Source organism: Streptomyces sp. D2-8 (genome assembly GCF_023184515.1).
Classification (GTDB): domain Bacteria; phylum Actinomycetota; class Actinomycetes; order Streptomycetales; family Streptomycetaceae; genus Streptomyces.
On the sequence record NZ_JAAHBP010000003.1, the window covers coordinates 558,701 to 582,420 of the forward strand.

21 protein-coding genes and 2 pseudogenes are annotated in these 23,720 nt (G+C 73.0%); 9 read left to right on the forward strand and 14 right to left on the reverse strand.

All coding sequences use genetic code 11. The features are described from left to right. Positions 1–13: 13 nt before the first annotated feature. Both G3I77_RS08885 and G3I77_RS08890 read right to left on the reverse strand, forming a co-directional pair. Positions 14–1,780, reverse strand: a complete 1,767-nt coding sequence (locus G3I77_RS08885) for an FAD-dependent oxidoreductase (protein ID WP_248502069.1) — start codon at positions 1,778–1,780, stop codon at positions 14–16. 208 nt (positions 1,781–1,988) lie between these two features. Next, positions 1,989–2,438 carry a spore-associated protein gene (locus tag G3I77_RS08890; protein ID WP_248502070.1) on the reverse strand — a complete coding sequence of 150 codons (450 nt, stop codon included), beginning with the start codon at positions 2,436–2,438 and terminating at the stop codon, positions 1,989–1,991. A 346-nt stretch (positions 2,439–2,784) separates the two neighbouring features. On the opposite strand from G3I77_RS08890, the gene G3I77_RS08895 reads away from it, so the two are divergent. The 4 genes from G3I77_RS08895 (at position 2,785) to G3I77_RS08910 (ending at position 6,762) form a co-directional block, all read left to right on the forward strand. Then, on the forward strand, positions 2,785–3,735 hold the full coding sequence (locus G3I77_RS08895; protein ID WP_248502071.1) for a hypothetical protein: 951 nt from the start codon (positions 2,785–2,787) through the stop codon (positions 3,733–3,735). 10 nt (positions 3,736–3,745) lie between these two features. Beyond that, a complete protein-coding gene (locus tag G3I77_RS08900; protein ID WP_248502072.1) occupies positions 3,746–4,321 on the forward strand; it encodes a class I SAM-dependent methyltransferase in 576 nt (191 codons plus the stop codon). A gap of 87 nt (positions 4,322–4,408) precedes the next feature. Beyond that, positions 4,409–5,206, forward strand: coding sequence for a serine/threonine protein kinase (locus tag G3I77_RS08905; protein ID WP_248502073.1), 798 nt, complete (start codon positions 4,409–4,411; stop codon positions 5,204–5,206). Beyond that, positions 5,203–6,762, forward strand: a complete 1,560-nt coding sequence (locus G3I77_RS08910) for a serine/threonine-protein kinase (RefSeq protein WP_248502074.1) — start codon at positions 5,203–5,205, stop codon at positions 6,760–6,762. The genes G3I77_RS08905 and G3I77_RS08910 overlap by 4 nt, the downstream gene beginning before the upstream one ends. Before the next feature lie 63 nt (positions 6,763–6,825). Here G3I77_RS08910 and G3I77_RS08915 read toward each other — a convergent pair whose 3' ends face one another. Together G3I77_RS08915 and G3I77_RS08920 are read right to left on the reverse strand one after the other, a co-directional pair. Continuing rightward, entirely contained in the window at positions 6,826–8,016 is a 1,191-nt protein-coding gene (locus G3I77_RS08915) for a hypothetical protein (RefSeq protein ID WP_248502075.1), read from the reverse strand. Positions 8,017–8,172: 156 nt separating this feature from the next. After that, positions 8,173–8,550, reverse strand: coding sequence for a peptidase M23 (locus tag G3I77_RS08920; protein WP_248502076.1), 378 nt, complete (start codon positions 8,548–8,550; stop codon positions 8,173–8,175). A 320-nt stretch (positions 8,551–8,870) separates the two neighbouring features. Between G3I77_RS08920 and G3I77_RS08925 the strand changes: the two genes are divergently transcribed. Next, a complete protein-coding gene (locus G3I77_RS08925) occupies positions 8,871–9,299 on the forward strand; it encodes a VOC family protein (protein ID WP_248502077.1) in 429 nt (142 codons plus the stop codon). A 74-nt stretch (positions 9,300–9,373) separates the two neighbouring features. Here G3I77_RS08925 and G3I77_RS08930 read toward each other — a convergent pair whose 3' ends face one another. Together G3I77_RS08930 and G3I77_RS08935 are read right to left on the reverse strand one after the other, a co-directional pair. Beyond that, complete coding sequence (locus G3I77_RS08930) at positions 9,374–10,633, reverse strand: MFS transporter (RefSeq protein ID WP_248502078.1); 1,260 nt, start codon at positions 10,631–10,633, stop codon at positions 9,374–9,376. Between the two features lie 154 nt (positions 10,634–10,787). Further along, positions 10,788–11,240 carry a YbhB/YbcL family Raf kinase inhibitor-like protein gene (locus G3I77_RS08935; protein WP_248502079.1) on the reverse strand — a complete coding sequence of 151 codons (453 nt, stop codon included), beginning with the start codon at positions 11,238–11,240 and terminating at the stop codon, positions 10,788–10,790. Positions 11,241–11,295: 55 nt separating this feature from the next. Here G3I77_RS08935 and G3I77_RS08940 point away from each other — a divergent pair. Continuing rightward, a pseudogene (locus tag G3I77_RS08940) lies at positions 11,296–11,530 on the forward strand (sigma factor-like helix-turn-helix DNA-binding protein); the annotation flags it as partial. 19 nt (positions 11,531–11,549) lie between these two features. On the opposite strand, the gene G3I77_RS08945 reads toward G3I77_RS08940, so the two are convergent. From G3I77_RS08945 to G3I77_RS08960, 4 genes are read right to left on the reverse strand one after another with little or no spacing between them, the layout of a single operon-like run. Further along, positions 11,550–12,653 carry a CapA family protein gene (locus G3I77_RS08945; RefSeq protein WP_248502080.1) on the reverse strand — a complete coding sequence of 368 codons (1,104 nt, stop codon included), beginning with the start codon at positions 12,651–12,653 and terminating at the stop codon, positions 11,550–11,552. A 33-nt stretch (positions 12,654–12,686) separates the two neighbouring features. Continuing rightward, positions 12,687–13,142 (reverse strand): archease, encoded by a 456-nt coding sequence (locus G3I77_RS08950; RefSeq protein WP_248502081.1) that lies wholly within the window; start codon positions 13,140–13,142, stop codon positions 12,687–12,689. A gap of 55 nt (positions 13,143–13,197) precedes the next feature. Continuing rightward, the gene (locus G3I77_RS08955) at positions 13,198–13,800 is read right to left on the reverse strand and encodes a DJ-1/PfpI family protein (protein WP_248502082.1); all 603 of its coding nucleotides are present in this window, start codon (positions 13,798–13,800) and stop codon (positions 13,198–13,200) included. Next, positions 13,797–14,786: a GlxA family transcriptional regulator gene (locus G3I77_RS08960; RefSeq protein ID WP_248502083.1), complete on the reverse strand. Its 990-nt coding sequence runs from the start codon at positions 14,784–14,786 to the stop codon at positions 13,797–13,799. Before G3I77_RS08960 ends, G3I77_RS08955 begins: the two co-directional genes overlap by 4 nt. Positions 14,787–15,000: 214 nt before the next feature. Between G3I77_RS08960 and G3I77_RS08965 the strand changes: the two genes are divergently transcribed. Both G3I77_RS08965 and G3I77_RS08970 read left to right on the forward strand, forming a co-directional pair. Beyond that, positions 15,001–15,645, forward strand: a complete 645-nt coding sequence (locus G3I77_RS08965; RefSeq protein WP_248502084.1) for a phosphoribosyltransferase — start codon at positions 15,001–15,003, stop codon at positions 15,643–15,645. Between the two features lie 84 nt (positions 15,646–15,729). Further along, entirely contained in the window at positions 15,730–16,710 is a 981-nt protein-coding gene (locus G3I77_RS08970; RefSeq protein ID WP_248502085.1) for a TerC family protein, read from the forward strand. Positions 16,711–16,731: 21 nt separating this feature from the next. On the opposite strand, the gene G3I77_RS08975 is transcribed toward G3I77_RS08970, so the two are convergent. From G3I77_RS08975 to G3I77_RS08985, 4 genes and pseudogenes are all read right to left on the reverse strand, one after another. Next, positions 16,732–17,922, reverse strand: coding sequence for a CaiB/BaiF CoA-transferase family protein (locus G3I77_RS08975; RefSeq protein WP_248502086.1), 1,191 nt, complete (start codon positions 17,920–17,922; stop codon positions 16,732–16,734). Between the two features lie 153 nt (positions 17,923–18,075). Further along, complete coding sequence (locus G3I77_RS41130) at positions 18,076–19,059, reverse strand: helix-turn-helix domain-containing protein (RefSeq protein WP_374385382.1); 984 nt, start codon at positions 19,057–19,059, stop codon at positions 18,076–18,078. Next, positions 19,054–19,680 (reverse strand): annotated as a pseudogene (locus G3I77_RS41135) (hypothetical protein); the annotation flags it as partial. The gene G3I77_RS41130 and the pseudogene G3I77_RS41135, both read right to left, overlap by 6 nt. 81 nt (positions 19,681–19,761) lie before the next feature. After that, complete coding sequence (locus G3I77_RS08985) at positions 19,762–20,736, reverse strand: alpha/beta hydrolase (RefSeq protein ID WP_248502088.1); 975 nt, start codon at positions 20,734–20,736, stop codon at positions 19,762–19,764. A 348-nt stretch (positions 20,737–21,084) separates the two neighbouring features. Between G3I77_RS08985 and G3I77_RS08990 the strand changes: the two genes are divergently transcribed. Beyond that, positions 21,085–23,568, forward strand: a complete 2,484-nt coding sequence (locus G3I77_RS08990) for a SpoIIE family protein phosphatase (protein ID WP_248502089.1) — start codon at positions 21,085–21,087, stop codon at positions 23,566–23,568. The last annotated feature ends 152 nt before the right edge of the window (positions 23,569–23,720 follow it).

Consider the following 23,720-nt stretch of genomic DNA (forward strand, 5'->3'; position numbering starts at 1 on the left):
GTCGTGACCGCCTTCAGCCGACGTCGAAGACATTCGGCAGCCGGAGGAGGTAACGGGTGCGGTCGTGCCGCTTGAGTGCCTCGAACTCGGGGGCCCGGTACAAGGGGGTCACGGTGCACCGCTCGGCGGGCGAGCCGATCCGGTCCAGCAGGGCGTTGACGGCCTGCCTCGCCGAGGAGTTGGCGCCCTCCATGGTGGCGAGATCGATGGGCACGGCCACGTAGTCGCCGGCCAGGAAGAAGTTGGGGATCTTCGTGGCCGACCGCGGGCGGTGGTGGAAGGTCCCCACCGGATGGATGAGCAGCTGTTCCTCGTTCACAGGGTGTGGTGTGCCGAGTCCGTCCACGGCAGGATCGAGGAACCAGGAGTGCAGCACGGAGTCCTTCAGGACCGTACGCCCGCTGTCGTTGAGCGCCGCCTTCAACTGCGCCCACACCTCGCGGGCGACTTCGGTACGGGTGCACTGCTTGGCCGTCTTGCCGTACAGGATGCCCGGGCGGTCCCACTCGGAGACGTCCACGGACAGGCAGTCCGCGACCGTCCCGTCGCCGAAGTCGGCGGGGAAGTCGTGGCCCGGCCAGTGCTGGGCCTGGGCGATCGCGGTCAGCGACCACGGGGAGTCGATGAGGTCGAGGTGGCCGTGCAGGATCGGCGTACGTTCGGTCAGATAGAACTGAATGCCGGTCATCCAGTCCGTCTCCAGCCGGTCGCACTCGGCCAGTTGGGGGTCGGCGGCGCGTACGGCGGAGTTCCATGTGCGGCGGGCGTGCTCGACCGGCATCGCCGAGATGTAGTGGTCGGCGGTGACGGTCCGGCGCGCGCCTGCCGGGTCCTCCACGACGGCCCCGGCGATCACACCCCCGCCCAGGCTCAGGTCCCGTACGGTCCAGCCGACGCGGAACTCGACCCCGAGTGATCTCAGGTGCGTCACCCAGGGGTCGATCCAGGCCTCGTTGGTGGGCGCGTTGAGGATCCGGTCCAGCGGTCCGTCCGCGCCGCGCCCGAGAAGGTTGAAGGCGAAGGCCTCCAGCAGGGTGGCGACCGTACGGGTGCTGGCCTCCTCCGCCTTGGTGGCCACGATGTTGCGGGTGATGCCGACGGCGAGGATCCGCTGGTAGTCGTAGGACATCCGTCCGGCCCGTACGAACTCCCACCACGGGGTCCGCTCCCATACGTCGTCGCGGCGCTCGTCGCAGCTGGTGAGGAAGACCAGGAAGCGGTTGGCGAAGTAGAGGGCCTCGTGGAGGGGGAGGTTGAAGGCGGTGTCCAGGACCGAAGTGAAGGCGCGGCGGATCTCGTCGGGGGTGAGTTCGGCCGGGGTGTTGCCGGGCCAGGGCAGCGGGATCCGGATGTCCTCGCGGCCGCCCGACCGGGCGAACAGCATTTCCTTGGGGGCGACGAGGTTGTCGTGGACACCGCCCGGGTTGCCGGGGACCGGGATGCGCCGCATGGTGTCGGGCAGGTTGTGGTAGATGCCGGGGATGAAGCGGAAACCGTGCTCCCCCGGCAGGGGGCGGCGGCCGCCCGTGCCGCTGCCCGGTACGTCCATGCTGCGGGCCTTGCCGCCCAGCGCCTTGCGTTCGTAGACCGTGACCCGGAAGCCGCGCTCGGCGAGTTCGTGCGCGGCCGTGAGCCCGGCGACGCCCCCGCCCAGTACGGCCACGGTCCGCGGTGTCGCGCCGTTCTCGGCCGAAGCCCGCTGGGGGGTTCCGAGGGCGACCCCGCCGCCGGCGGCGGCCGCGGCGGTGCCCAGGAATGTTCTGCGCGTGGTGCCGCTCATTTGCCACCCCTTACCGTCGGTAACATCGGCGCACGAGGATATGGGCGAGGTGACAATCCCGGAAGACGGCCGACGGGACTTTGGCTTGATGCCGCATCACTCGGTGGCGGTCACGTCGCAGGCTCCGGTGGGACGGCGCTACGGAGGCCGGGCCACCACTTCCCCCCGACCGCGGGGCGGGGGGAAGTGGTGGCCCGGCTGGAGGGGGTCAGCGGGTGAAGGTGACCCGGTGCTCCTTCAGGGAGCCGCAGTTGGAGCCGTACACCTGCACGTACGTGTTGGCGATGCTGCCGCCCCAGTCCACGCAGTGGCCCTTGCCGTAGACGTAGGTCGGACCGGCGTACGACGTGAAGAGGCCCTCGTCGTAGTGGCTCTCCTCGGTGTCCGGGACGTAGATCCAGGCGGACATGTTCACGGCCTTGCCCGGATTGTTGCGGATGGTCGCGACGCAGTTCTGGCCGTTGGAGGCGTTGTAGGTCAGGTAGACGGTCCCCAGCGAGCCGACGGTCGCCGAGTTGACCGTCTTGTACGCACTTCCGCAGACCTTCTGCGGGGTGGTGTTGGGCGCGGCCGAGGCCGGCGACGCCAGGGCGGTCATGGTCCCCACGGACAGTGCCGCCACGGCGGATACGGCCAGGACGGAACGGGTGAATCGCATATTTCCCCCTTGCAACTCTTCGAGGTGGTTGCTCCTGCATGGTGTGACCCGCGGGGTACTCAAAGGGTTGTGCGTCAGTTCGCTGGAAAAACGGGGGAGTTGAGGGCGAGTGTGATCGGCGGCCGGGTTCCGTGGCCGCGGATGGCCGAGTGTCCCCAGGCTTCGACCGCTTTACTCACGAGTCACTTATGGCACACGCGAGATCCAGAGGATCTGTGCAGGGGTGTCACACGGGCTGCACGCCGCCCTTTCAAAGTCTCGTTAGCGTTACGGCTCGATCCCACGTGCGAACGTGACCAGGGCGCGGCCGGCGAGCCGCCGGAACAGCCAGATCGGGAAACCACACATGGACTACTGCTCCTCGTGCCGTCGGCACCTCAACGGCGCCTTGGTCTGCCCGGGGTGCGGCGCCTACGCCCCGGACATCGACCCCTGCGCCGTCGCCGGCCGCAGCGACCCGGCCCCCGCGCCCGCCATGGCCCCGGGCAAGCCGGCAGCCTGGGAGTACCCGGCCGCCCTCGGCGCCTGGCACGACGGGACCGTGTGGGACGAGACTCCGGCGCGCAGGCAGGAGCGCCCCGGTGCCGGCTCGACCGACGACTACGACGCCCCGGACGCGGACGCGGACGCGGACACGGACTCGGGCACCGGCACCGACACGGCCGAGGGCTACGAAGCCCGGCCGCCGGGGCGGGCCGCCCGGCGCCGCCAGATGGCCCGCTGGAAGAAGAACCAGCGCCGGGCCGTGGTGGCGACGGCGGTCGCGCTCGTCGGAGGCGGTCTGACCGTCGCCGCGATGAACGGGAACGCGAAGCCCGGCGTGCAGGCGTCCACGACGCCAAAGGACACGACCATGGGCGGTGCCGCGGGGGAGGCGCCGACGTACACCGAACCGACGCCGGGCCAGGACGACACCCCGCGCTCCGCGCCCACCCCGACGACTCCGTCGCAGGCCGACCGCGCCTCGCGCCACCAGCAGTCCCGGGCCGCCGACCCCCGCACCGGGCCGGCGGACACGCGGACGGACTCGGCCGCCACGCCCCGCGAGCTGCCGCTGACGACCGCACCCCAGCGGAAGACCGTCACGGACACCGCCGGCACGACAGCCGGCAACGCCGGTTCGGCCGCGTCGAAGGCCACTGAGCCGACGACCCCGCCGGCCGCCGGGTCCGGCTCGGACGCGGAGCAGCCGACGTCCCCCTCGACATCCCCGCCCGCGGACACCACTTCCCCCGAGACGCCTCCCTCCGACTCGAAGTCGAAGGAACTCTGCCTGCTCGTCATCTGCCTGGGCTAGGGCCTGTCGTTTGGATCAGGCCGCAGTACCTTCGGGCGCATGGCTGACGAGTGCTTCCGGCATCCGCGACATCGGCTGCGGGACAGGGGTGTTCGCGCTGGCGCTGGCCGAACGCGGCATCGAGGTCGTCGGCGTCGATCCCGCCGCGGCGGCCCTGGACGTGGCGCGTGGCAAGCCGGGCGGCGAGCGGGTGCGGTGGATCCACGGCGACGCGACGCGCCTGCCGCCGCTCGCCGCCGACCTCGCGACGGTGACCGGCAACGCCGCCCAGGAGATCGTCGACCCGGAGGAGTGGAACCGCGAGCCCACGTACGGCGTGACGGACGTGCCCGGCGTCGGTGCCGTCGGGTGCTGGGCCGAGCTGCTCGACGTGAGCGGACCGCTGGTGACGTTCCGGTGGACCTGTGTGTTCGCGGCGGACGGGCAGACGCTGGGGTCGGACTCGACGCTGTGCTTTCGCGAGCGGCAGGGGATCGAGGTGGAACTCGCCGCGCAGGGTTACGCGGTGGAGGACGTGCGCGACGCACCCGACCGGCCGGGCCGGAAGTTCGTGTTCGTCGCACGACGCCCGGAAACCGCCTCCTGAGGCGGCCCCGCCGACTCCGCGGCATGCGGGAGCCGACCGTACAATCCTCGCGACCAAATCGGGGGCGACATCAGCGGGGGAGTCCGCGTGGAAACGATCATCGTGCAGTTGCCCGGTACCGTCCAGTGGGGGACGGTCGAGACGGGCAGTCCCGAACTGATCCACCTGGGGCCGGGGGACATCGCAGACTTCGGACGCGGCGGGGCGGGGGTCCGCATCGTCCTGACCGACCCCGGGATCTCCCGCCGAGCCGGGCAACTGGAAGCCGCGGGGGACTACTGGCGGCTGTCCAACTTCAGCCGCAGCGTGTCCTATGTGGTGGAGAACCTGGAGGGGGCCGGGGAGTACCTCACCGTCGCGCCCGGGCGGCTCGGGGCGCCCGTGCCCTTCGAGTTCTCCCGCGTGGTGCTGCCCGCCCTGTCCGGCACCGCCACGTTCAAGGTGTTCGCACCGCAGCACGCCTATCTCGGCGAGCAGTCCGTGCCGGGCGGCGGCGAACAGACCGTCCACCCCTTCGCCCTGGACCAGACGTCGAAGTACTTCCTCGTCCTGGTGGCTCTGTGCGAACCCCGGCTGCGCGACCCCTCCGACTCGGCACTGCCCGGCGTCGGGCAGATCGTGGAGCGGCTGCGGCCGCTGGAGTCCTGCCGGGATCTGACGCGCTCCGCGGTCAACTACCACATCGACTACCTCGCCTTCGCCAAACTGCGCCTGGACGTCGGCGAGGAGGCCACGACCGCGGCCGACGGCGGCCGCACCGGCGCCAAGCGCACCCGGCTCGCCTCCGTCGCCCTGCGCTTCGGCCTGGTCCGCGAGGAACACCTCGGCCTGCTGCCGCCCCGCGGTGCCGGCCGCCTCACCGACCCGCAGGAGGCCGGCGCATGACGACGCCCGGGGAACGGGACGACGAGCTGGAGGCGCCCCGCCCGCCCGGCCTCCCGGAGGGCTTCCGCATCGAGGGCTGGGAGGTGGGCGCGGTCATCGGCTCCGGCGGCTGGGGGACCGTGTACGAAGCCCGTGCGGTCGCCGACGGCACGCTCGTCGCGGTGAAGGTGCTCCCGACCGGTGCCCTCGGGCCCGGGCAGCGCGCGGCGCTCGGTGAACTCGTGGCGCGCGAGATCCGGTTCAGCGCGGAGGCCGACCACCCCCACCTCGTCCGCACCCACGCGGTGTGCACCGTCGAGGCACCGGAACTGCCCTCCCTGGACGGCGCGTTCGCGCTGGTCATGGACCGGGCCGAGGCCAGCCTGAAGGACGTACTGGACGCCGCCGCGAGGGGCGGGCCGATCGCGGACGCCGACCGTGTCCTGCGCGGAGTCGCCGCCGGACTCGCCCACATGCACGACGCCGGGTGGGTGCACGGCGACCTCAAACCCGCCAACGTCCTGCTGGGCCCGGGCGGTCAGGTGTGGCTGGCGGACTTCGGCCTGGCCGCCGAACTCGACGGCACCCACGCCCACTTGCCGCCCCTCGGCACCCTCGACCACCTGCCGCCCGAGTGGTGGTCCCAGCGCACCGGCACCCAGGGCGCCGTCGTCCGGCCCACCGCCGACATCTGGGCCTTCGGCGTCCTCGCCCACCAGGTGCACACCGGCGGACTCCACCCCTTCCCGGGCGCGACGGCCCGGGCCCGCTCGCTCGCCGCCCAGACCTACGCACGCGGCACCGCGCCCTTGCGGCTCGACGCCGGCCTCGACGAGGACATGCGCCGGCTGATCGCCGACTGCCTCGCCCCGGACCACGCCGCCCGCCTCCCGCACACGGCCCACGGCATCGCCGCCCGGGTCGAGGCCATCACCGGCGGCCCGCCCCGCCGCCGAAGACGCCTGGTGCCCGCTGCCGCGGCCGGGATCGTCGTCCTGACCGCCGCCGCCGTCGCCGGGGCGGCCCTGCTCGGCGGAGGCGTCGGCACCCGGGACGACGACCGCGACGGCGACGCCCCCACCCCCGCCGTCACCGGTACGCCCAGCCCGCCGGCCGGTGAGATCCCCGAGAACTCCGACGTACCCGAGGCGCTGCGCCCCGTCATCGCCCGCGCGGCCCACCGCTGCACCGACGAGGAGATCACCCCCGCCCTGCTCGCCGCGCTGATCAAAGCGGAGAGCAACTTCGACGCGAAGGCCTCCCGCCCGGAGAGCGAGGAGTACGGCATCGCCATGTGGACGCCGTCGGTGTTCCGGGCCTGGGCGGTGGACGGGGACGGTGACGGCGACAAGGACCACATGTCGCCGCCGGACGCGATCTCCACCATGAGCCTGTACGTGTGCTGGCTCGACCAGCGCTTCAAGCAGGCCGGGCTGCCGAAGAAGGACCTGCCCGCGCTCGTCGCGGCCGGCTACCGCACCAGTGACCGCACGGTCATCGAGGAGCGCGGCGTACCCGAGCGGGTCCGGCCGCACGTGGACAAGGTGATGCGCTACCTCGCCGAGTACGAACGCTGAGCGGCACGCACGCGAGCGGTGGGCGGGGCCGAGGCCCCGCCCACCGCTCGTCCCCCGTTCCCGTCACGGCCGCGGCAGGCCGCACTCCCGGACGTTCGGCAGCCGGTTGTCCGGCGAGCTGATGTAGATGTTGGAGATGTAGCCCCCGTACTGGGGCAGAAAGGCCCACCACTCGTTGGTGTAGGGCGGCACGGTGACCTCCTCGCCGCGGGTCTGGCAGCCCACCAGGACCTCGACCCCGGCGGGGAGTCGCGTCACCCGGTCGTCGCCCGTGGCCGGGCCCGTGCGGACGTTCACGAACTCGCCCCAGGTGCCGAACCAGGTCCCGGCGGGCCGCTTCGCGCCCGGCACGTTCAGTGAACGGGTCAGCCGGCCGACATCGGTGTACGCCTTTCCGTACGACGTGCCGACCGGGTGCAGCGTCAGCACGGCCACGATCGCCCGGTCGTCCGCGCCGACCGTGCCGGTGGTGTGCAGGGCGGGGCGGGTGAGATCCACGGCCGCGGCGGCATGGGGAGCCGGGGCGGCCGACTCCGCCGGCGCTCCCGAGGACGCGCTCTGAGTGCCGCACGTGCCCTTCGCGTACTTCCCGGCCCAGCCCTGCTTCACCGCCCAGGGCCGGTCGAACGACCCGGCGATGCCGAAGTGCTGGTCGAAGCGGTCGGTGGCGGAGCAGCGAGTGGAGCGGCGCAGGTTGCCCATGATGAAGTCACGGACGGGCGCGGGCGCCTTCTCCAGGATGTACCGGTAGATCGCCACCGTGTCCCGGGCCGAGAGCGCTGTGTAGCCCCAGAAGCCCGCGTACTCGGCGGGCGGCGGCGCAGTGTCGCGCAGACCGAGCGAGGGCCGGGCGATCATCCGCTTGATGATCGCCGAGCCGCCGTACGTCGACCAGTAGTGGTTCGCGGCGTCGTCGTCGCTGCCGCGCAGCATCGGCTCCAGCCGGGCGCGGTCGGCCGGGGGGATGGTGTAGTCGGGCCCGCGGTCCCACAGGAAGTCCAGCGCCAGCAGGAGCTTGACGACCGAGGCGGACCGGAACTGCGCGCTCTCGTCGACCTGTTCGGTGAACGTGCCTGCCTGGCGGTCGAAGACTGCCACGCCGGCGATGACGCCGGGCGGGATCTGGGCGGCTTCGGAGGTCTGGACGGTCCCGGCGGGCTTGCCCGCCCGGGGGTGTGCCGCCGCGCCGCTCGTGAGTGACGCGACCGTGACGACGGCCGCGAGTGCGGCCGCGCCGCGCAGGAGCATGCGCATGGTTGCCTTTCCTGGATCGCCCGGTTGTCCGGCGGGGCCTTGGCCCGCGTCGTCACGATAGGAGCCCGGGCGGGGCGGGCGGTCCTGACGAATGTCAGGGCTCCGGGCCACCGGGAGATCGGTGGCCCGCCGCAGGCGTGTGGAGGGAACGGTGCGTCAGCAGTCCGGAACCCCGGCGATCTTCTCGCCGCCCCGGATGTACAGGTTGTTCACCCAGGCGATGTCGCTGCCCGAGAACTCCATGACGGCGGTCCACCAGTTGTTGGTGCCGACGGCCGGGTCGTGCACGGTCTGGCCCTGCTTCTGGCACAGGGCGTCCCCCCACCACTGCGAACGGACCGCGAGCCGCGGGGACTCGGTGGTCGGCTGCTGGCGCAGGTTGACGTCGGTGGCCCAGATGTAGACGTCGGTGAGGGTCGGGTCGCCGCTGTTGGCCGCGGCGGCCGGGGCCGCCTGGGCGGTGGTGGCGAGGCCGCCGACGGCGAGCGCGGTCACCGCGAGGCCCATGGCGGTACGGCTGATCAGTCGCTTCATGTGTCTGTCCCCCGAAGGACGAAGGCGAGCATGGTGTGGTCGGAAGTGGTCCTGTTCCGGCCTCGGCAGTGCACCGGGACGGGCACCTTGCCGACATCAGAACTGTAGGGACGGCCTCGGCCACACGGTCCTGACAATTGTCAGGACCGTATGGGCCCGCGGAGGTGGGAGAGCCCGTCCGGCGGCCCTCGAACACGGCCGAAAACCGCTCGACGCCCCCCATGCCCCCTGTCTACGATCCACTGCGCGGCATCGCGTGCCGGTCACCGGTCGGGTGAGGCATGGAGGCGCCGCGGAGATGCCCGTGGAGGCATTCAACCGTGTCAGTCGAGTTCAATCACACCATCGTCCTGTCCCGAGACCGGGAGAAGTCCGCGCACTTCCTCGCGGAGATCCTGGGACTGGAGGTCGGGGCACCGACCGGGGTGTTCCTTCCGGTGACGACCGCCAACGGCGTCACGCTGGACTTCCTCACCATCGACGCCGACATCCCCATGCAGCACTACGCGTTCCTCGTCTCCGAGGACGAGTTCGACGCGGCCCTGGCCCGTCTCGTCGAGGCCCGCATCCCGATCCAGGCCGACCCGCACGGCAACCACCCCCGCCGCATCAACCGCAACGACGGCGGCCGGGGCGTCTACTTCCTCGACCCGGCGGGCCACGGCCTGGAGATCCTCACCCGCCCCTACGGCACGGACCCGGCCTCGGAGTTGAACGGGGTCACGGAGGACGTGCCCGGGGCGGTCTGAGCCGCTCCAGGCCGGTCCGGGGCGGGAGCGGCTCCGCTTCCGTCCCGGACCGGGCGAGTGGGCGGGCGAGGGCGTCAGCCGCCGTCCGGCTCCGCTGCCACGGAAGCCCGTTCAGGGCCTGCGCCAGCCGTGTGATCCCGGCGGGGAAGCAGCAGCGGCGAGACGAGGAGCAGCGCACCGGCCAGTGCGATGGCCGTGCGAGGGTCCGTCCGGGCGGCCAGGACGCCCCAGAGGGCGGTGGTCGCCGCGGTGGTGGCCTTGCCGGTGGCCGACCAGGCGGACAGGGTGCGGGTGACCCGGCCCGTGGGGGTGCGGTCGAGACGGAGTGTGGCGAGGACCGGGTTGAACACGCCGCAGCAGGTGATCAGGCCGAACTCGACCACCATGACCAGGGCCAGGCCGGACGCGCCGGGGCCGGTGAAGACCAGGCCGATCGGCCAGCAGGCCCGGAGCACCCCCGCGGTGAGCAGGACCCGGTGCCGGCCGTGGCGTGCGACGAGGCGTGGGGCCAGACGGGAGCCGAGCAGGCCGCCGGTGCAGGGCACCGCGAAGGCGAGGGCGTACTGCCAGGGCGCGAAGTGCAGGTCGTCGACCATCAGGATCAGGAGCGGCGGGGACGCGGCCATGATCAGGGAGTTCACCAGGAGCGTGTTGAAGAACAGCGGGCGCAGTGCCGGATCGGCCAGGATGCGGCGCCAGCCCTCCAGCAGATCCCCGGCCCGGGTCGCCGCGGGTTCCGGTCGTGGCGGGGGCTTCTCGGCGTCGCCGATCGCCCGGATGCCGATCGCCGAGAGCAGATAGCTCACCGCGTCGGCCGCCACCGTCGTCACCGGACCGAACAGGCCGATCGCGGCCCCGCCCAGCGGCGGACCGACCATGCTGGCGGTCCACGTCGTCGCCTCGAACCGCCCGCTCGCCACGAGCAGGTCCTGCCGCGGCACCAGGTCCTTCAGGAACGCCCCGGCCGCCGCGTTGAAGGTGATGTCGGCCGCCGCGACCGCCACCGACACCAGCAGCAACTGGCCGAAGCTCAGCCCGCCGAGGGCGTACGCCACGGGGATGCTCAGCAGCACCGCGCACCGGACCAGGTCCGTCGCCGTCATCACCGGCCGTTTGCGGCGGATCTCCACCCACGGCCCGAGGGGCACCGACACCGCCGCGCCGACCGCCGGTCCCACCGCGGCCAGCAGCGACACCTGCGCCGGCCCGGCGTCCAGCGCCAGGACCGCGATCAGGGCGAACGCGTCGAACGCGAGCCAGGTGCCGGCCGTGCTGACCGCGTACGCGCCCCACAGCCACCCGAACCGCCGCCCCAGCGACCGTCTGCCCGCCATCCCGGCGCACTCCCCGCACTCGTGGACAACCCGGTGTTGTCAGGGAGTCATCCAAGCGAGAAGCCGGCGGGCCGATCAAACAACCAGCGGGCAGCCGCGCCACAACCAACTGTTGTGGTGAGGCGACCCGGGGTGGAGTCTCAGCGCTGGAGTCTCAGCGCTGGTACAGCCCCACCAGCGTCCCGTCCGCGAGGCGGCGTTTCTCGACCTCCTCGTGCACCTGGTCCGCGCGCGGCGCGTCGGGCAGGACACACGGTTCGGACAGGGCGTAGAGCCGGAAGAAGTAGTGGTGGGCGTCGTCCCCCGGCGGGGGATGCGGGCCGCCCCAGCCGTGCTGGCCGTAGCCGTTGATGAGCTCCGTGCCGCCCGGTGGGCTCTGCCCCGCCTCGACGCCGTCGCTGTGCGGGTCGATGCCGACCACGACCCAGTGCGCGAAGGTGCCCGACGGGGCGTCGGGATCCTCGCACAGCAGGACCAGTTCGGCCGCGTCGTCCGGTACACCGCTCCAGGTCAGCGGCGGAGAGACGTTCGGTCCCTCGTACGAGTACCGGCGCGCGATGAAGGAGTGGTCGTTGAACGCGTTGCTGCTGAGTTCGATGCCGGTCATGTGCCCCGGGGTACCCCCGAGGGTCCAGCGGCACACGGTTCGGGACCGGTTCCCCCGCCACGTCGGGCGGGACGCCGTCAGCCTGGACACGCCGGTGGACGACACTCGCGCCGCGAGGCCATGATCCTCAGCCTGCGCTACGGGCCGCACGACGGTCACACCCGCACCCTGACGAAGTCGCGCGGCGGGTCGGACTGAGCTGGGAGCGGGTCCGACGGCTCGAGAAGGAGTCGCTCGCCCGGCTGCGGGAGCCGGGGAACCGCGAACGGCTGGTGGCCTGGGTGGGCTGACCTCCCCCGTCCCGACACGTCACGCGGCCGGCGCCGGAACGACCAGCGAACCGTCGGCCGCCTGCCGCACCCCCACCCCACCGCTGATCCGGTCCAGCACGGCGCGCAGCCAGGCACGGTCCTGGCCGGACGCGGGCTCCAGCCGCATCCGCCGAGCCTGGAACGGCACCATGCGCAGGCCCGCCAGCCGTCCGCTCTCCGCGTCGACCGAGACGAGGAAGGCGAGCCGCAGGTCGGCGCGGTACTCCTCGTATCCGGAGATGCCCTCGTAGTCGTCGACGAAGTCGCCGCAGCCGTACAGGATCAGCCGGTCCCGGTACACCTCCAGCGGGCGGGGATGGTGCGAGGAGTGTCCGTGGACGACATCGGCGCCACCGTCGATCAGGGCGTGCGCGAAGCGGACCTGCTCCCGGGGGACGCGATACCCCCAGTTCGAGCCCCAGTGCACGGACACGACGGTGAGGCCACCGTCCCGTCCCAGCCGCCGCAGCACGGCCTCGGCCGCGCCCGGCGAGTAGTCGGGCACGTACGCCACACCCGGCCGGTCCGCCGTCGCCGCCCAGCCGGACGGGACACCGCTGGAGCGCGCCCCGAGGGCGAACACCCGCAGCCGGCGGCCGCCGGGGAGCGGGATCGCCGCGGGTGCGTACGCCTCGTCGGCGTCGCGCCCCGCACCCGCCGTCGGCAGGCCCGCCCGGGCCAGCGCGTCCAGGGTCTCCAGCAGGCCCGGGCGGCCGAAGTCCAGGACGTGGTTGTTGGCGAGGACGCTCACGTCGGGCCGGGCCACGGTCAGGGCCGGCAGGTTCGCCGGGTGCATCCGGTAGTGGACCTCCTTGCCGGGCGCGAACGTGCCGTCGCGCGTCACCGACGTCTCCAGATTCACGATCCGGGCATCCGGGGCGGCCTCGTCCAGCACCCGCAGCGCCTCACCCCAGGGCCATGACGCGTCCACGGGCACGGGCACCGGTCCGTGCACCGACTCCGCCATCCGGACGTAGGACCGGGCGTCCTCGACGTACGCCTCGCGCAGTGCCGGATCGCCGGGATGCGCGAGGATCTGGTCGACACCGCGCCCGAGCATCACGTCACCGCACAGGAACAGCGTCACGACGTCGCCGCCCACCCCTCCACGGTAGGCGCACTCGCACCGCCGGGGTCAGGCGTCGACCGTCACCGCACACGACCACCCGTACGGGTCCGGCCCGATCCGCAGCTCGTTCCACGCCACCGCCGTCGGAACCGAGCCCGTGATCTCCACGTCCGTGATGCCGGTGACCGCCAGCCGCACGTCCAGGCCGCCGTCGGCCTCGTCCGCCTCGACGTCCACGGGCACCTGCCCGTACTCCTCCAGCCGGAAGATGATCTCGTCCAGCAGCGAGGCGAGCAGGTCGTCGTCGCTGGCCTCGGGCAGCCGCACCCGGTCCACGGCGGTGGGCCGCACCCCGGAGACGTCCGCGAAACACTCCACCATCGCCAGGACGGCCTCCGCCAGACAATGCTCTCTGCACGCCGCCCACGCCTCGATCCGGATGTCGCCGGGATGCGGCACCGCCCGGTGCCCGCACTCGCCCGGCTGCCGCCCTTGCCCGCCGTCGCCCGTGTCACCGCCCATCTACCTCGCCTGCCCGAGGCTCGCCCGCTCATGCGGCCCGGCACCGGCGCGTGGATCAGACGGGCTCGTCCGCGAGGTACGGCGGCGCCGGGTCGTACTGGATGTATCGGCGTACCGCCCGCGCGTGCTCCCGGCCGTGCAAGCGCCCGACCAGCCACAACGCACTGTCGATCCCGGCCGACACGCCCTGGCTGGTGACCAGGTGGCCGTCGACCACATAGCGGGCGTCCCGGACCACGGTCACGTCCCCCCGCGCCTCCAAGGTGTCCTCCTGGCTCCAGTGCGTGGCCACCCGGCGCCCCCGGGCGGGTCCGGCGGCGTGCAGCAGGAACGTGCCGGTGCACACGCCGTGCACCCACGCGGCCCGCTCCGCGGTCCTGCCGATCCAGTCGGTCACCACCGGGTTGTGCACCTGGGCCTCACGCGCGCCCAGCCCGCCCGGTACGTGCAGCACGTCCAGCGGCGGATGGTCGTCGAGGGTGTGGTCGGGCAGGACGCGCAGGCCCTTGTTGCAGCGCACGGGCCCGGGGTGCTCGGCGACGAGCACGGCCGTGTCGGCGCTGTCCCGGAGCCGGGCGGAGACGGTGAAGACCTCCCAGGGCCCCACGAAGTCGAGCTCCTCGGCGTCCTCGAAGACCAGCAGACCGTAGGTCGTCATGCGCTTCTTCCTTCCTCTGCGGGATCGGCCAGGGGCCCCGTGGCGGAGCGGAACCTGGCGCGGTAGTCCGACGGCGCGACACCGAGCCGGCGGTGGAACGTGCGGCGCAGGGTCTCGGCGGTGGCGAAGCCGTAGCGGCGCGCGATGGCCTCGACCGGTTCGTCCCCGTCCGTGAGCGCGCGCTGGGCCGCCTCGACGCGCACCCGCTCGACATACGCCGCCGGCGGCGCGCCGAGTTCGGCGGTGAAGCGGCGCTGCAGGTGACGCGGGCTCAGCCCGGCGTGTGCGGCGAGGCCGGCGATGTCGTGCCGGGCGCCCGGGTCGGAGTGGATCGCGGTGACGGCGGCCCGCACCGGGTCCGTCGACGGCTGCCGCGACCACAGCGCCACGCTGAACTGCGACTGACCGCCCGGGCGGCGCAGGAACAGCACCAGCCGGCGGGCCACCTCGTGCGCGACGTCCCGGCCCAGGTCGTCCTCCACCAGGGCGAGCGCCAGATCCATCCCGGCCGTCACTCCGGCCGACGTCCACACCCGCCCGTCCCGGACGAAGATCGGGTCGCAGTCCACCCGCACCTCGGGATGCTCCCGGGCCAGCTGCTCCTCACGGGCCCAGTGCGTGGTGACCCGCCGCCCGTCCAGCAGCCCCGCGGCCGCCAGTAGGAACACCCCGCTGCACACCGAGGCCACACGCCGGGCACCGGCCCCGGCGGCGGCGATCCAGGCGACGAGTGCCTCGTCCTCCCGGGCCCGGTCGACGCCCTGGCCGCCGACCACCACGAGGGTGTCCGTCCCGGCCGGGTCGAGGTCGGTCACTCCGTGGGCGGCATGCATGACCAGCCCGCTCACCGACCGGACCGGCCCCGCCCGGGTCGCCACGACCTCACAGGCGTACGCGCCCGCGCTGTGGAACACCTCGTGCGGTCCGGTCAGATCGAGCGGCTGGAAACCCTCGAAGACGACGAAGACGATACGGCGATCGGTCACGCCCCTCACGCTCCACCGTCCCGCGCCATGGCGTCAACGACACGCCTCCCACAGATCGCGCCATGGGATGTCCATCACGGCGCGGGAACCACAAGAACGGCACCGGCCGCTGATGGCCGGATCCGGGAGGCGTGCATCGTCCGGCGGGCGCCGGGGTACGCGGGAGCCGGACAGGCCGGGGGTCCTCTCCGTGCGGGAAGCAGAGGTGACCGTCATGCGGTTCCGCGATCGTCGGCAGGCCGGTGAGGAACTGGCCGGAACACTGCGCGCGCGGCAGCGCGAGGGGGCCCTGCCCGATCCGCTTGTCCTCGCCCTGCCCCGCGGCGGTGTCGCCGTGGCGCGCGAGGTCGCCGCTGCCCTGGACGCGCCGCTCGACGTGCTCGTCGTACGGAAGATCGGGGCGCCCTACCAGGAGGAGCTCGGCGTCGGCGCGATGGCCGGGGACGAGGTGCCGCTCCTCGACGAGGACGCCCTGCGCCACCTCGGTGTCGGCGAGGCCGCCCTCGCCCCCGTCATCGAGCGGGAACGCGCCGAACTGCGGCGCCGCGAGCGGCTGTACCGGCAGGGCCGCCCCGCCCCGGACCTGCGCGGACGGACCGTGATCGTCGTCGACGACGGCCTGGCGACCGGTTCCACGGCCCGCGCCGCGCTGCGTTTCGTACGCCGTCAGGCGCCCGAGAAGGTCCTGCTGGCCGCGCCCGTGTGCTCCCCGGAGGGGGCCGAGCTGATGCGCGCCGAGGCGGACGAGGTGATCTGTCTGCACTGCCCCGCCGCGTTCATGGCCGTGGGCCTCTGGTACGAGAACTTCGATCAACTGACGGACCAGGACGTCCTGGAGGCGCTGCACGTGCAGCTTTGACCCATTGTTCACCTGGCGGGTATGGCGGAAATCAGCCCCATCGGACAACGATGTCCCTCCCCACACCTGCACCAGGAGTAACAAGTGAACGTCTCGCTGTCCGTGTGGCTGCTGACCGTGGCAGCCCTGTGCGTGCTCGTCGCCGTCGACTTCTTCGTCGGCCGCAAGCCGCACGACGTGTCCGTCGGAGAAGCCGGGACGTGGACGGTGGTGTGGATCGCCCTGGCCGTGCTGTTCGGGCTGGGGCTGTGGTACTTCGGTGGGAGCGGCCCCACGGGCGAGTTCTTCGCCGGGTACATCACCGAGAAGTCGCTCAGCGTCGACAACCTCTTCGTCTTCGTCCTGATCATGGGGAAGTTCGCGGTGCCGTCGCAGTACCAGCAGCGGGTGCTGATGGTCGGCGTCCTGATGGCCCTGGTGCTGCGGGCCGTGTTCATCGCGGCCGGCGCGGCGATCATCTCCGCCTTCTCCTGGGTCTTCTACCTCTTCGGCGCGTTCCTGATCTGGACCGCCTGGAAGCTGGTCCAGGACGCCCGCACCCAGGACCACGACGAGGAGTACCAGGAGAACAAGCTGCTGAAGATCGCGGAGCAGCGCTTCGGCGTGGCCGACCGCTATCACGGCACGAAGCTGTTCATCACCGAGAACGGCAAGCGGATCATGACCCCGATGCTGGTCGTGATGCTCGCGATCGGCTCCACCGATGTGCTGTTCGCCCTCGACTCCATCCCGGCCATCTACGGCCTGACGCAGGACCCGTACATCGTGTTCACCGCGAACGCCTTCGCCCTGATGGGCCTGCGCCAGCTGTACTTCCTCATCGGCGGCCTGCTGAAGAAGCTGGTCCACCTCTCCTACGGCCTGTCGATCATCCTCGGCTTCATCGGCGTGAAGCTGGTGCTGCACGCCCTGCACGAGTCGGGCGTCCAGGTCCCCGAGATCGGCATCCCGTTCTCGCTGGGCTTCATCGTGCTGGTCCTGGCGGTGACGACGTGCACGAGCCTGCGGGCGTCGAAGAAGCAGGAGACCGAGGCGGCGGCACGGCCGGGCGCGGAGTCCCGCTAGGCAACCGGGGGAGGAACCGCCTCAGACGACGCCGTCCGCGCGCAGGGCCGCCACCTCCTCGGCGGTGCGGCCCAGTTCGGTGAGGATCGACTCGGTGTGCTCACCCACCGCCGGCACGGGGTCCATGCGCGCGGGCAGGCCCGCGAGGTCGGCGGGCGGCAGCAGGGCCTCCACGGTCGCGCCCGGCACCTCGACCTCGCTCCAGCGGCCACGGGCGGCGAGCACGGGGTGGTCGAGGAAGGCGGCGACGTCGTTGACCCCGGCGCAGGCGATGCCGACGCGCTCCAGGTCCTTGAGGATCTCGTCGGAGCCGGAGCGGGCGAAACGCTCGGCGACGACGGTGTTGAGCTCCTCGCGGTGGGCGACACGGTCGGAGCCGGTGGCGAAGCGCGGATCGTCGACCAGCTCCGGACGGCCGAGGAACTCGGCGCACAGGGCCACCCATTCCCGCTCGTTCTGGATGGAGAACAGCACCTCCTTGCCGTCGGCGGCGGTGTACGTCCCGTACGGCGCGATGGTCGCGTGCTGGGTGCCCAGACGCGGGGGCTGGGCGCCGCCGTGCCGGGTGTAGTAGGCGGGCTGGCCCATCCACTCCGCGAGCGCCTCGAACAGCGACACCTCCACGGGGTGGGCCTCGCCGGTGGTGGCGCGGGTGTACAGGGCGGTGAGGATGCCGCTGTAGGCGTACATCCCGGCGGCGATGTCGGCGACGGAGATCCCGGTCCGGGCGGTCCCCTCGGGGGTTCCGGTCAGTGACACCAGCCCGGTCTGGCACTGCACGAGCAGGTCGTAGGCCTTGCGGTCGGCCCAGGGGCCGGTGGTGCCCCAGCCGGATATCGTGCAGGGGATCAGGTTCGGGCGGCGGCCGGTGACGGTGGCGGCGTCCAGACCGAGCCGGGCGGCGGCGCCCGGGGCGAGGTTCTGCACGAAGACGTCGGCGCCGTCGAGGAGGTCGTGCAGGATCTCGTGGCCGCGGGGGTCCTTCAGGTCCAGCGTGAGGGATTCCTTGGAGCGGTTGAGCCAGACGAAGTAGCTGGAATGACCGTGCACGGTCGTGTCGTACCGGCGGGCGAAGTCGCCGCCGCCCGGCCGCTCCACCTTGATCACCCGGGCACCGAGGTCGGCGAGCTGCCGGGTGGCGTAGGGCGCGGCCACGGCCTGCTCCAGACTGACCACCGTGACCCCGGCCAGGGGATACCGCTGCACGCTCATGCCTCAAGCTCCTGAATCGTGTACGGAGGGCGCTCGGACAGTCTGCCGCAGGGGGAGAGCACAGGGGCGTGCCACCGACGCGATCCGGATCACGCCGGCGGATGGTTTCGCGGGCGGCGGCGCCGGTGGGGCGCGGTTTTCGCCGGCTGACGTTCAGGGCCGGGCCAGTTGGCGCATCGTGAGGGCCAGTTGCAGCCGGAGCCGGCCCTGCGGGGTGCGTATCGGCCAGCCGAGGAGGTGCTCGGCGTGGGCCAGGCGGTCCTGGAGCGTGGAGTGGTGGACGTTGATCCCGGCGGCGGCCGCCCGCAGGCTCGTCGTGGACGCGACCGCGTGCAGGGTGGCCGGCAACCAGGGGGTGGTCGCCGCAGCCGTCTCCAGAGCACGGACGTCGGGTGGCGGCTCGGAGCCCGGCGCGACGAGATCGGCGAGCAGGGCGATACCGCCCAGCTCGTCGGCGTACACGACCCGGGGCCCGGGGTCCTGCGGGGTCCCCTCGGCGGTGAACCGCAGCGCGGTACAGGCCTCGGCCCAGGAGCGGGGCAGCTCGAGCACGGGGACGGCGGGTCCGACACCGAGGCGCCCGGCGGGGAGACGGGGGTCCGGGGGAGGGGGCTGGAGGCCGGTGACGGTTGCGGCCGGGCCGGCGGCCGCGGAGCCGGTCCGGGGACGGGGCGTGGCCTGCACAGCGGTGGCGGGTTGAGTATCGGGGGTGGGCGTTCCTGCGTTGGCGCGGGGGTGTGGTGTGGCCGGGTGTGCGGGTTGAGCTTCGGGAAGGAGTGTGCCTGCGTCGTCGCGGGGGCTGGGCGTGGTGTGGGCGGTGGTGGGGTGTGCGGGTTGGGCTTCGGGAGCGAGCGCCTCTGCGCCGTCGCGGGGACGCGCGACCCGGGCAGGCGCCGGGTGTGCGGGGTCGTCGGTGCGTGAGGGCGTCGCGCCGCCCGCGCGGTTGGGCCGGGCAGGTGCTGCCTCGGGGCGGGGCTGCTCAGCTGTGGCAGCGGTCTTGGCGGTGTTCGCCGTGCCGCGCACGGCGGCGGAGCGTGGAGCGGCTGCCGGGCTCGTGAGGCCGGCCCACGGCCGGGCGGTGGCTTCCGCGGCCGCTCGGCCTGCGTCGGGGACGGCCTCCGTGCCGGCGGATATCACCCGTGGCCGGCCGTTCAGCGGGGCGAGAGCCCGGGCCGGGGCAGCCGGGTCCAGGCCGAGGCGGCGGGCGGCGTGCAGGCGGGCCGGTTCGGGGGCGGTGGCATCGAGGAGGGTCTCGACCAGGGCCGGATCGTCGGCCGGGGCCCGGCCACGGGTGCGGTCGAGAACGAGCCGTACGGCACCGGCCGCCCGTTCCAGGATCACGGCGTCGACGACGCTGGGGGCGACCGCCGCGTGCCGCGCGTCGTCCTTGTGGGGCGCGGCGGCCTGGGCGTACCGCGCGTCGAGCCCTTGCGCCGCGGGGCCGCTGGGCTCGGCGGCGCCCCCTCCCCGCTCCAGCCACAGCACCGCCGCACTGTCCGGGCTCAATCGCGCGCAGGGCCAGGCCGGGTCCGGTGCGGCTTCGGTGTCACGCCGGGTGCCGTCGGCCTCCACCCGGACGTGCACGCGCCGCCCAGGATCCATCAGCCCGGCCGGGCAGCCGGCCAGGACCGCGGCGCCGCGCACGAGCGCCTCCACCCCGGCCCTGGACTCGGCCAGGCGGTCGAAGTAGGCGATGACCCGGACCGCCGCACCGGCATCCGGATCGAGGGCGGTCAGCCGCCCGGCCAGCTCTTTCATAGGCCCATGGTGCGGTATGCGGCCGGTTCTGCGGGCCGTCGGCGTCCGACGGTTTCACCGGGGCCCGCCGCCCTCAGCGCCTCACACCCCCAGCAGTCTCCGCAGCCAAGCCACCTGCGCGCCCCGAGCCGCCTGCGACAGCGCCGCCTGCGGTGCGAACCCGTCGAAACCATGGAAGCCGCCCGGCCACACATGCAGCTCGGCCACCCCGCCGGCCTGCCAGATTCGCGACGCATAGGCGACGACCTCATCGCGGAAGGTCTCCGCCGAGCCGACGTCGAGGAAGGCCGGAGGCAACCCCGTCAGATCCTCGGCCCGGGCCGGCGCCGCGTACGCCGGTACGTCGGGGCCGCCGCGGCGCGAGCCCAGCAGCGCGGTCCAGCCGGTCTCGTTGGAGGTGCGGTCCCACACCCCGAGACCCGCCATCTGGTAGCTCGAGGGCGTGTCGTTGCGGTCGTCGAGCATCGGGCACATCAGCACCTGCCCGATCGGCTGCGGCCCCTTGCGGTCGCGGGTGAGCAGGGCCAGAGCCGCGCACAGCCCACCCCCGGCGCTCGCGCCCGCGATGACGATCCGCTCGGGGTCGGCACCGAGTCCGGCGGCGTGATCCGCCGTCCACAACAGCCCGGCGTAGACGTCCTCGACCGGCGCGGGATGCGGATGCTCCGGTGCCAGCCGGTACTCCACGGACACCACGACCGCGTCCAGCGCCTGCGCCCACGCCAGCGGGACGTCCACCCCGACCCGGTTGTTCCCGATGATCATGCCGCCGCCGTGCACGTGGTAGATCACGGGGCGCGGCCCGGCGGTCTCCGGCCCGGCCGGGCGGCAGATCAGCAGGGAGATGTCCGGCTCGCCCTGCGGCCCGGGCACCTGCCGGTCCTCCACCTCGAACGCCCCGCCCATCGTCAGGTCCAGCTCGGCCAGCAGTTGGATGCCCGGGCCCTGGCGCACCTCGGCGATCTCGTCCGGCGTGAGCCCCGGACTGATCATGTCCTTGATCAGCTCCAGGGCGGCGGCGAGTTCGGGGTCGAACGGGGGCGGAACGTGCGTCATGGCGTCTCCTCACGCGAGGTCGCGGCGGCTCGTGCAGCCATGGTCGGTCCCGGGACACTGTCCGCGGACGCCGCCGGGCGGCGGAAGCTGCCCGCCATTCGGCGGGTGGTGCTCCGGGGCCCGGGTGAGGGCACCGCGGTGAGCGCGGCGCCGCGTGCGCACATCTGCTGCGCGGGCTCGGCGGTCAGGGTAGCGGCCTGACGCACCCGCCCGGCGGGAGCCACCGGCTCCCGTCGGCCCGAGGCGTCGTCGTCCCGCAGGGCCCACTGCCCGCCACCGCTATACCCTTTCCTACTACTTAGGATGATTGATGCTAGTTGGCAGTCGCCCGGCAGGGATGAGAATGCGGTGACGAGGGAGCAGCAGACGCCGGGGCTGCCTGGCGCACACCGCCCGGAGCAGGCCGACGGTCTGCCGTTCCACGCACCCGTTCTCGGTGCCGCGCGCGCGGTGGCCGGGATCGCGGCCCTGGCAGCGGCTCTGCTGGGCCTGGTGGGCCTGGCCGGATGGATCTTCGAGTCCGATGCGCTGACGAGCGGGCCCGGTGCCGTGGTGTCCATGAAGGCCAACACCGCCGTGGCCCTCGTAGCGCTCGGCCTCTCCTTGTTCGTGACCACCCGTGGTCAGGTCCGCCCGCGGACGCTCGCAGCGGCCCGCGCGGCGGCGGCCCTGGCCGCCCTGGTCGGCGTGCTCACCCTCGCGGAGGACCTGACCGGGGCAAGTCTGGGGATCGACGAGCTGCTCTTCCAGGACGACACCGGCGATGCGGGGACGCCGGGCCGGATGGCGCCGAACACGGCCGTGGCGCTGCTGCTCGCGGGGGCGGCCTCCCTGTGCGCCGGTGTGTCCCGGATCCCGGCCTGGGTGAGTCAGATCCCGGGCCTGGCCGTCGGAGCGCTCGGCATGCTGCGGCTGTACGGGGCCGCCTACGCGGTGCCCGAGCTGGAGCGCTTCGGCGCCTACACCGGCATGTCCGTGCCCACCGCGCTGGCTCTGGTGCTGCTGGGCACGGCCCTCTTCCTGGCCCGTCCGCGCGAGGGTCCCGCGGGGCTGCTGTCGAACGCGGGAACGACCGGGGCGCTGGGGCGATGGCTGTTCGTCACCGTCGTGATCGTGCCGCCGCTGCTGGGATGGGCGGTCCTGGCGGGTGAGGGCGCGGGGGTGTTCGGGGCGCGGCTGGGCATCGCGCTGCTCGTCTGCGGTCTCGTGGCCGTGTTCACGACGGCGATCTTCGCGACCCTGGCCGTGGGCCGTCGTGTCGAGGTGGCGCACGCCCGTCTCGAGTGGCGGGTGCGCCAGAACGAACTGCTGCAGGACTTCATGGACCACACGCCCGCGGTGGTGTTCATCAAGGACCTGCACGGCCGCTTCCTGGCGGTCAACACGACGTTCGAGCGGAGCTTGAACCTCACCCGGGACCAGGTCCTGGGGCGCCGGGACCTGGAGGCCATGCCGTCCGACCTCGCGCGTCAGGCGCGGGCCGCCGACCTCGCGATGCTGGCGGAGGGCAAGCCCGTGCAGCGAGAGGAACGGCTCGCCCTGCCGGGAGGCCCGCGGGAGTTCCTCTCCAGCCTCTTCCCCCTCAACGACGCCTCCGGTAGGCCCTACGCCGTGTGCGGCGTGGTCACCGACATCACCGAGCGCGTCGCGGCCCAGCGCGAGGTCCAACGGTCCCACCGGCGGTTCCTCGCGCTGCTGGAGTCCGCTCCCGACGCCACCCTGATCACGGACGGCGACGGCACCGTCGTCATGGCCAACCCTCAGGTGAAACACCTCTTCGGCCGTGCGCCGGGCGACCTCGTCGGCACCGAGGTGGTCTGCCTGGTGCCCGCCGCTCGGCGCCGGCGGCACGGCGCACTCCTCGATGCCTATCTCCGCCGGCGTGATCCGAAGCCGACGGTGGTGGACAGGGGCCTGTACGGGCTGCGCGGCGACGGTTCCGAGTTCCCCGTCGAGGTGAGCGTCAGCAGTCTGCGGTCCGAACAGGAGACCCTGGTGGTCCTGACCGTCCGGGACATCACCGAGCGCAGACGGCTGGAGGCCGAACGCGCCGAGCGCTACGAGCAGCAGCGGCGGATCGCCCTCACCTTGCAGCACAGCCTCATGGGGGAGCCGCCCCACCTGGCGTACCTGCCCAGCGCCTACCGGTACCTGGCGTCCGTCCAGGACCCCGGAGTCGGAGGCGACTGGTTCGACGTCATTCCGCTCGACGAGCGCCGCACCGGAGTCCTCGTCGGCGACGTGATGGGCCGGGGCCTGGAGGCCGCGGCCGTCATGGGGCAGTTGCGCGCCGCCTCCCACGCCCTGGCCCGCACGGGTGCCACGCCCAGCGGGCTCATGACCGCCCTCGACACGTTCGTCGGCGACCTGCCGGATCAGATGGTCACCTGCCTCTACCTGATCCTGGACCAGGGCAGGCACGAGGTCACCCTGTGCTCGGCGGGGCACCTGCCCGTCATCGTCCTGCCGCCCGACGGGCCCGCCGGCCGGCTGGGGGTGCCGGTCGGTGTGCCGTTGGGCGTCAACGACGCCGGACACCGGATGCCGTTCGAGGAGGCCACCAGACCGCTGCCGCCGGGCAGCGCCCTCGTGCTCTACACCGACGGGCTGGTCGAAAGGCCCGGCACCGACATCGAGGCCCAGATCGATGTCCTGATCCACACCGTCGACGTCGCGCTGAAGGGTGCTCCCGTCGACGACCCGGGCACCCTCGACCGGGCGGCGGACCGGCTGATCAGGACCCTCATCGCGGACACGGCCGCCTATGACGACGACGTGACGTTGCTGGTGATCGGTGTCCCCGGGCCGGACGCGGACGACGCCGACGGCTGATCGCCGGCCCCCGCCGTGACCCGCCCCACGGGACTGCCGCCCACCGAGGGCTGGTCCACCGCAACCGCAGTGGCCGAAAATGTGTCTCTCAACGCGCGACCGGGGCGCTTCGCCGATGGCGGGGCCGCGGTGGCGAGGCGGCCTGGGGGGCT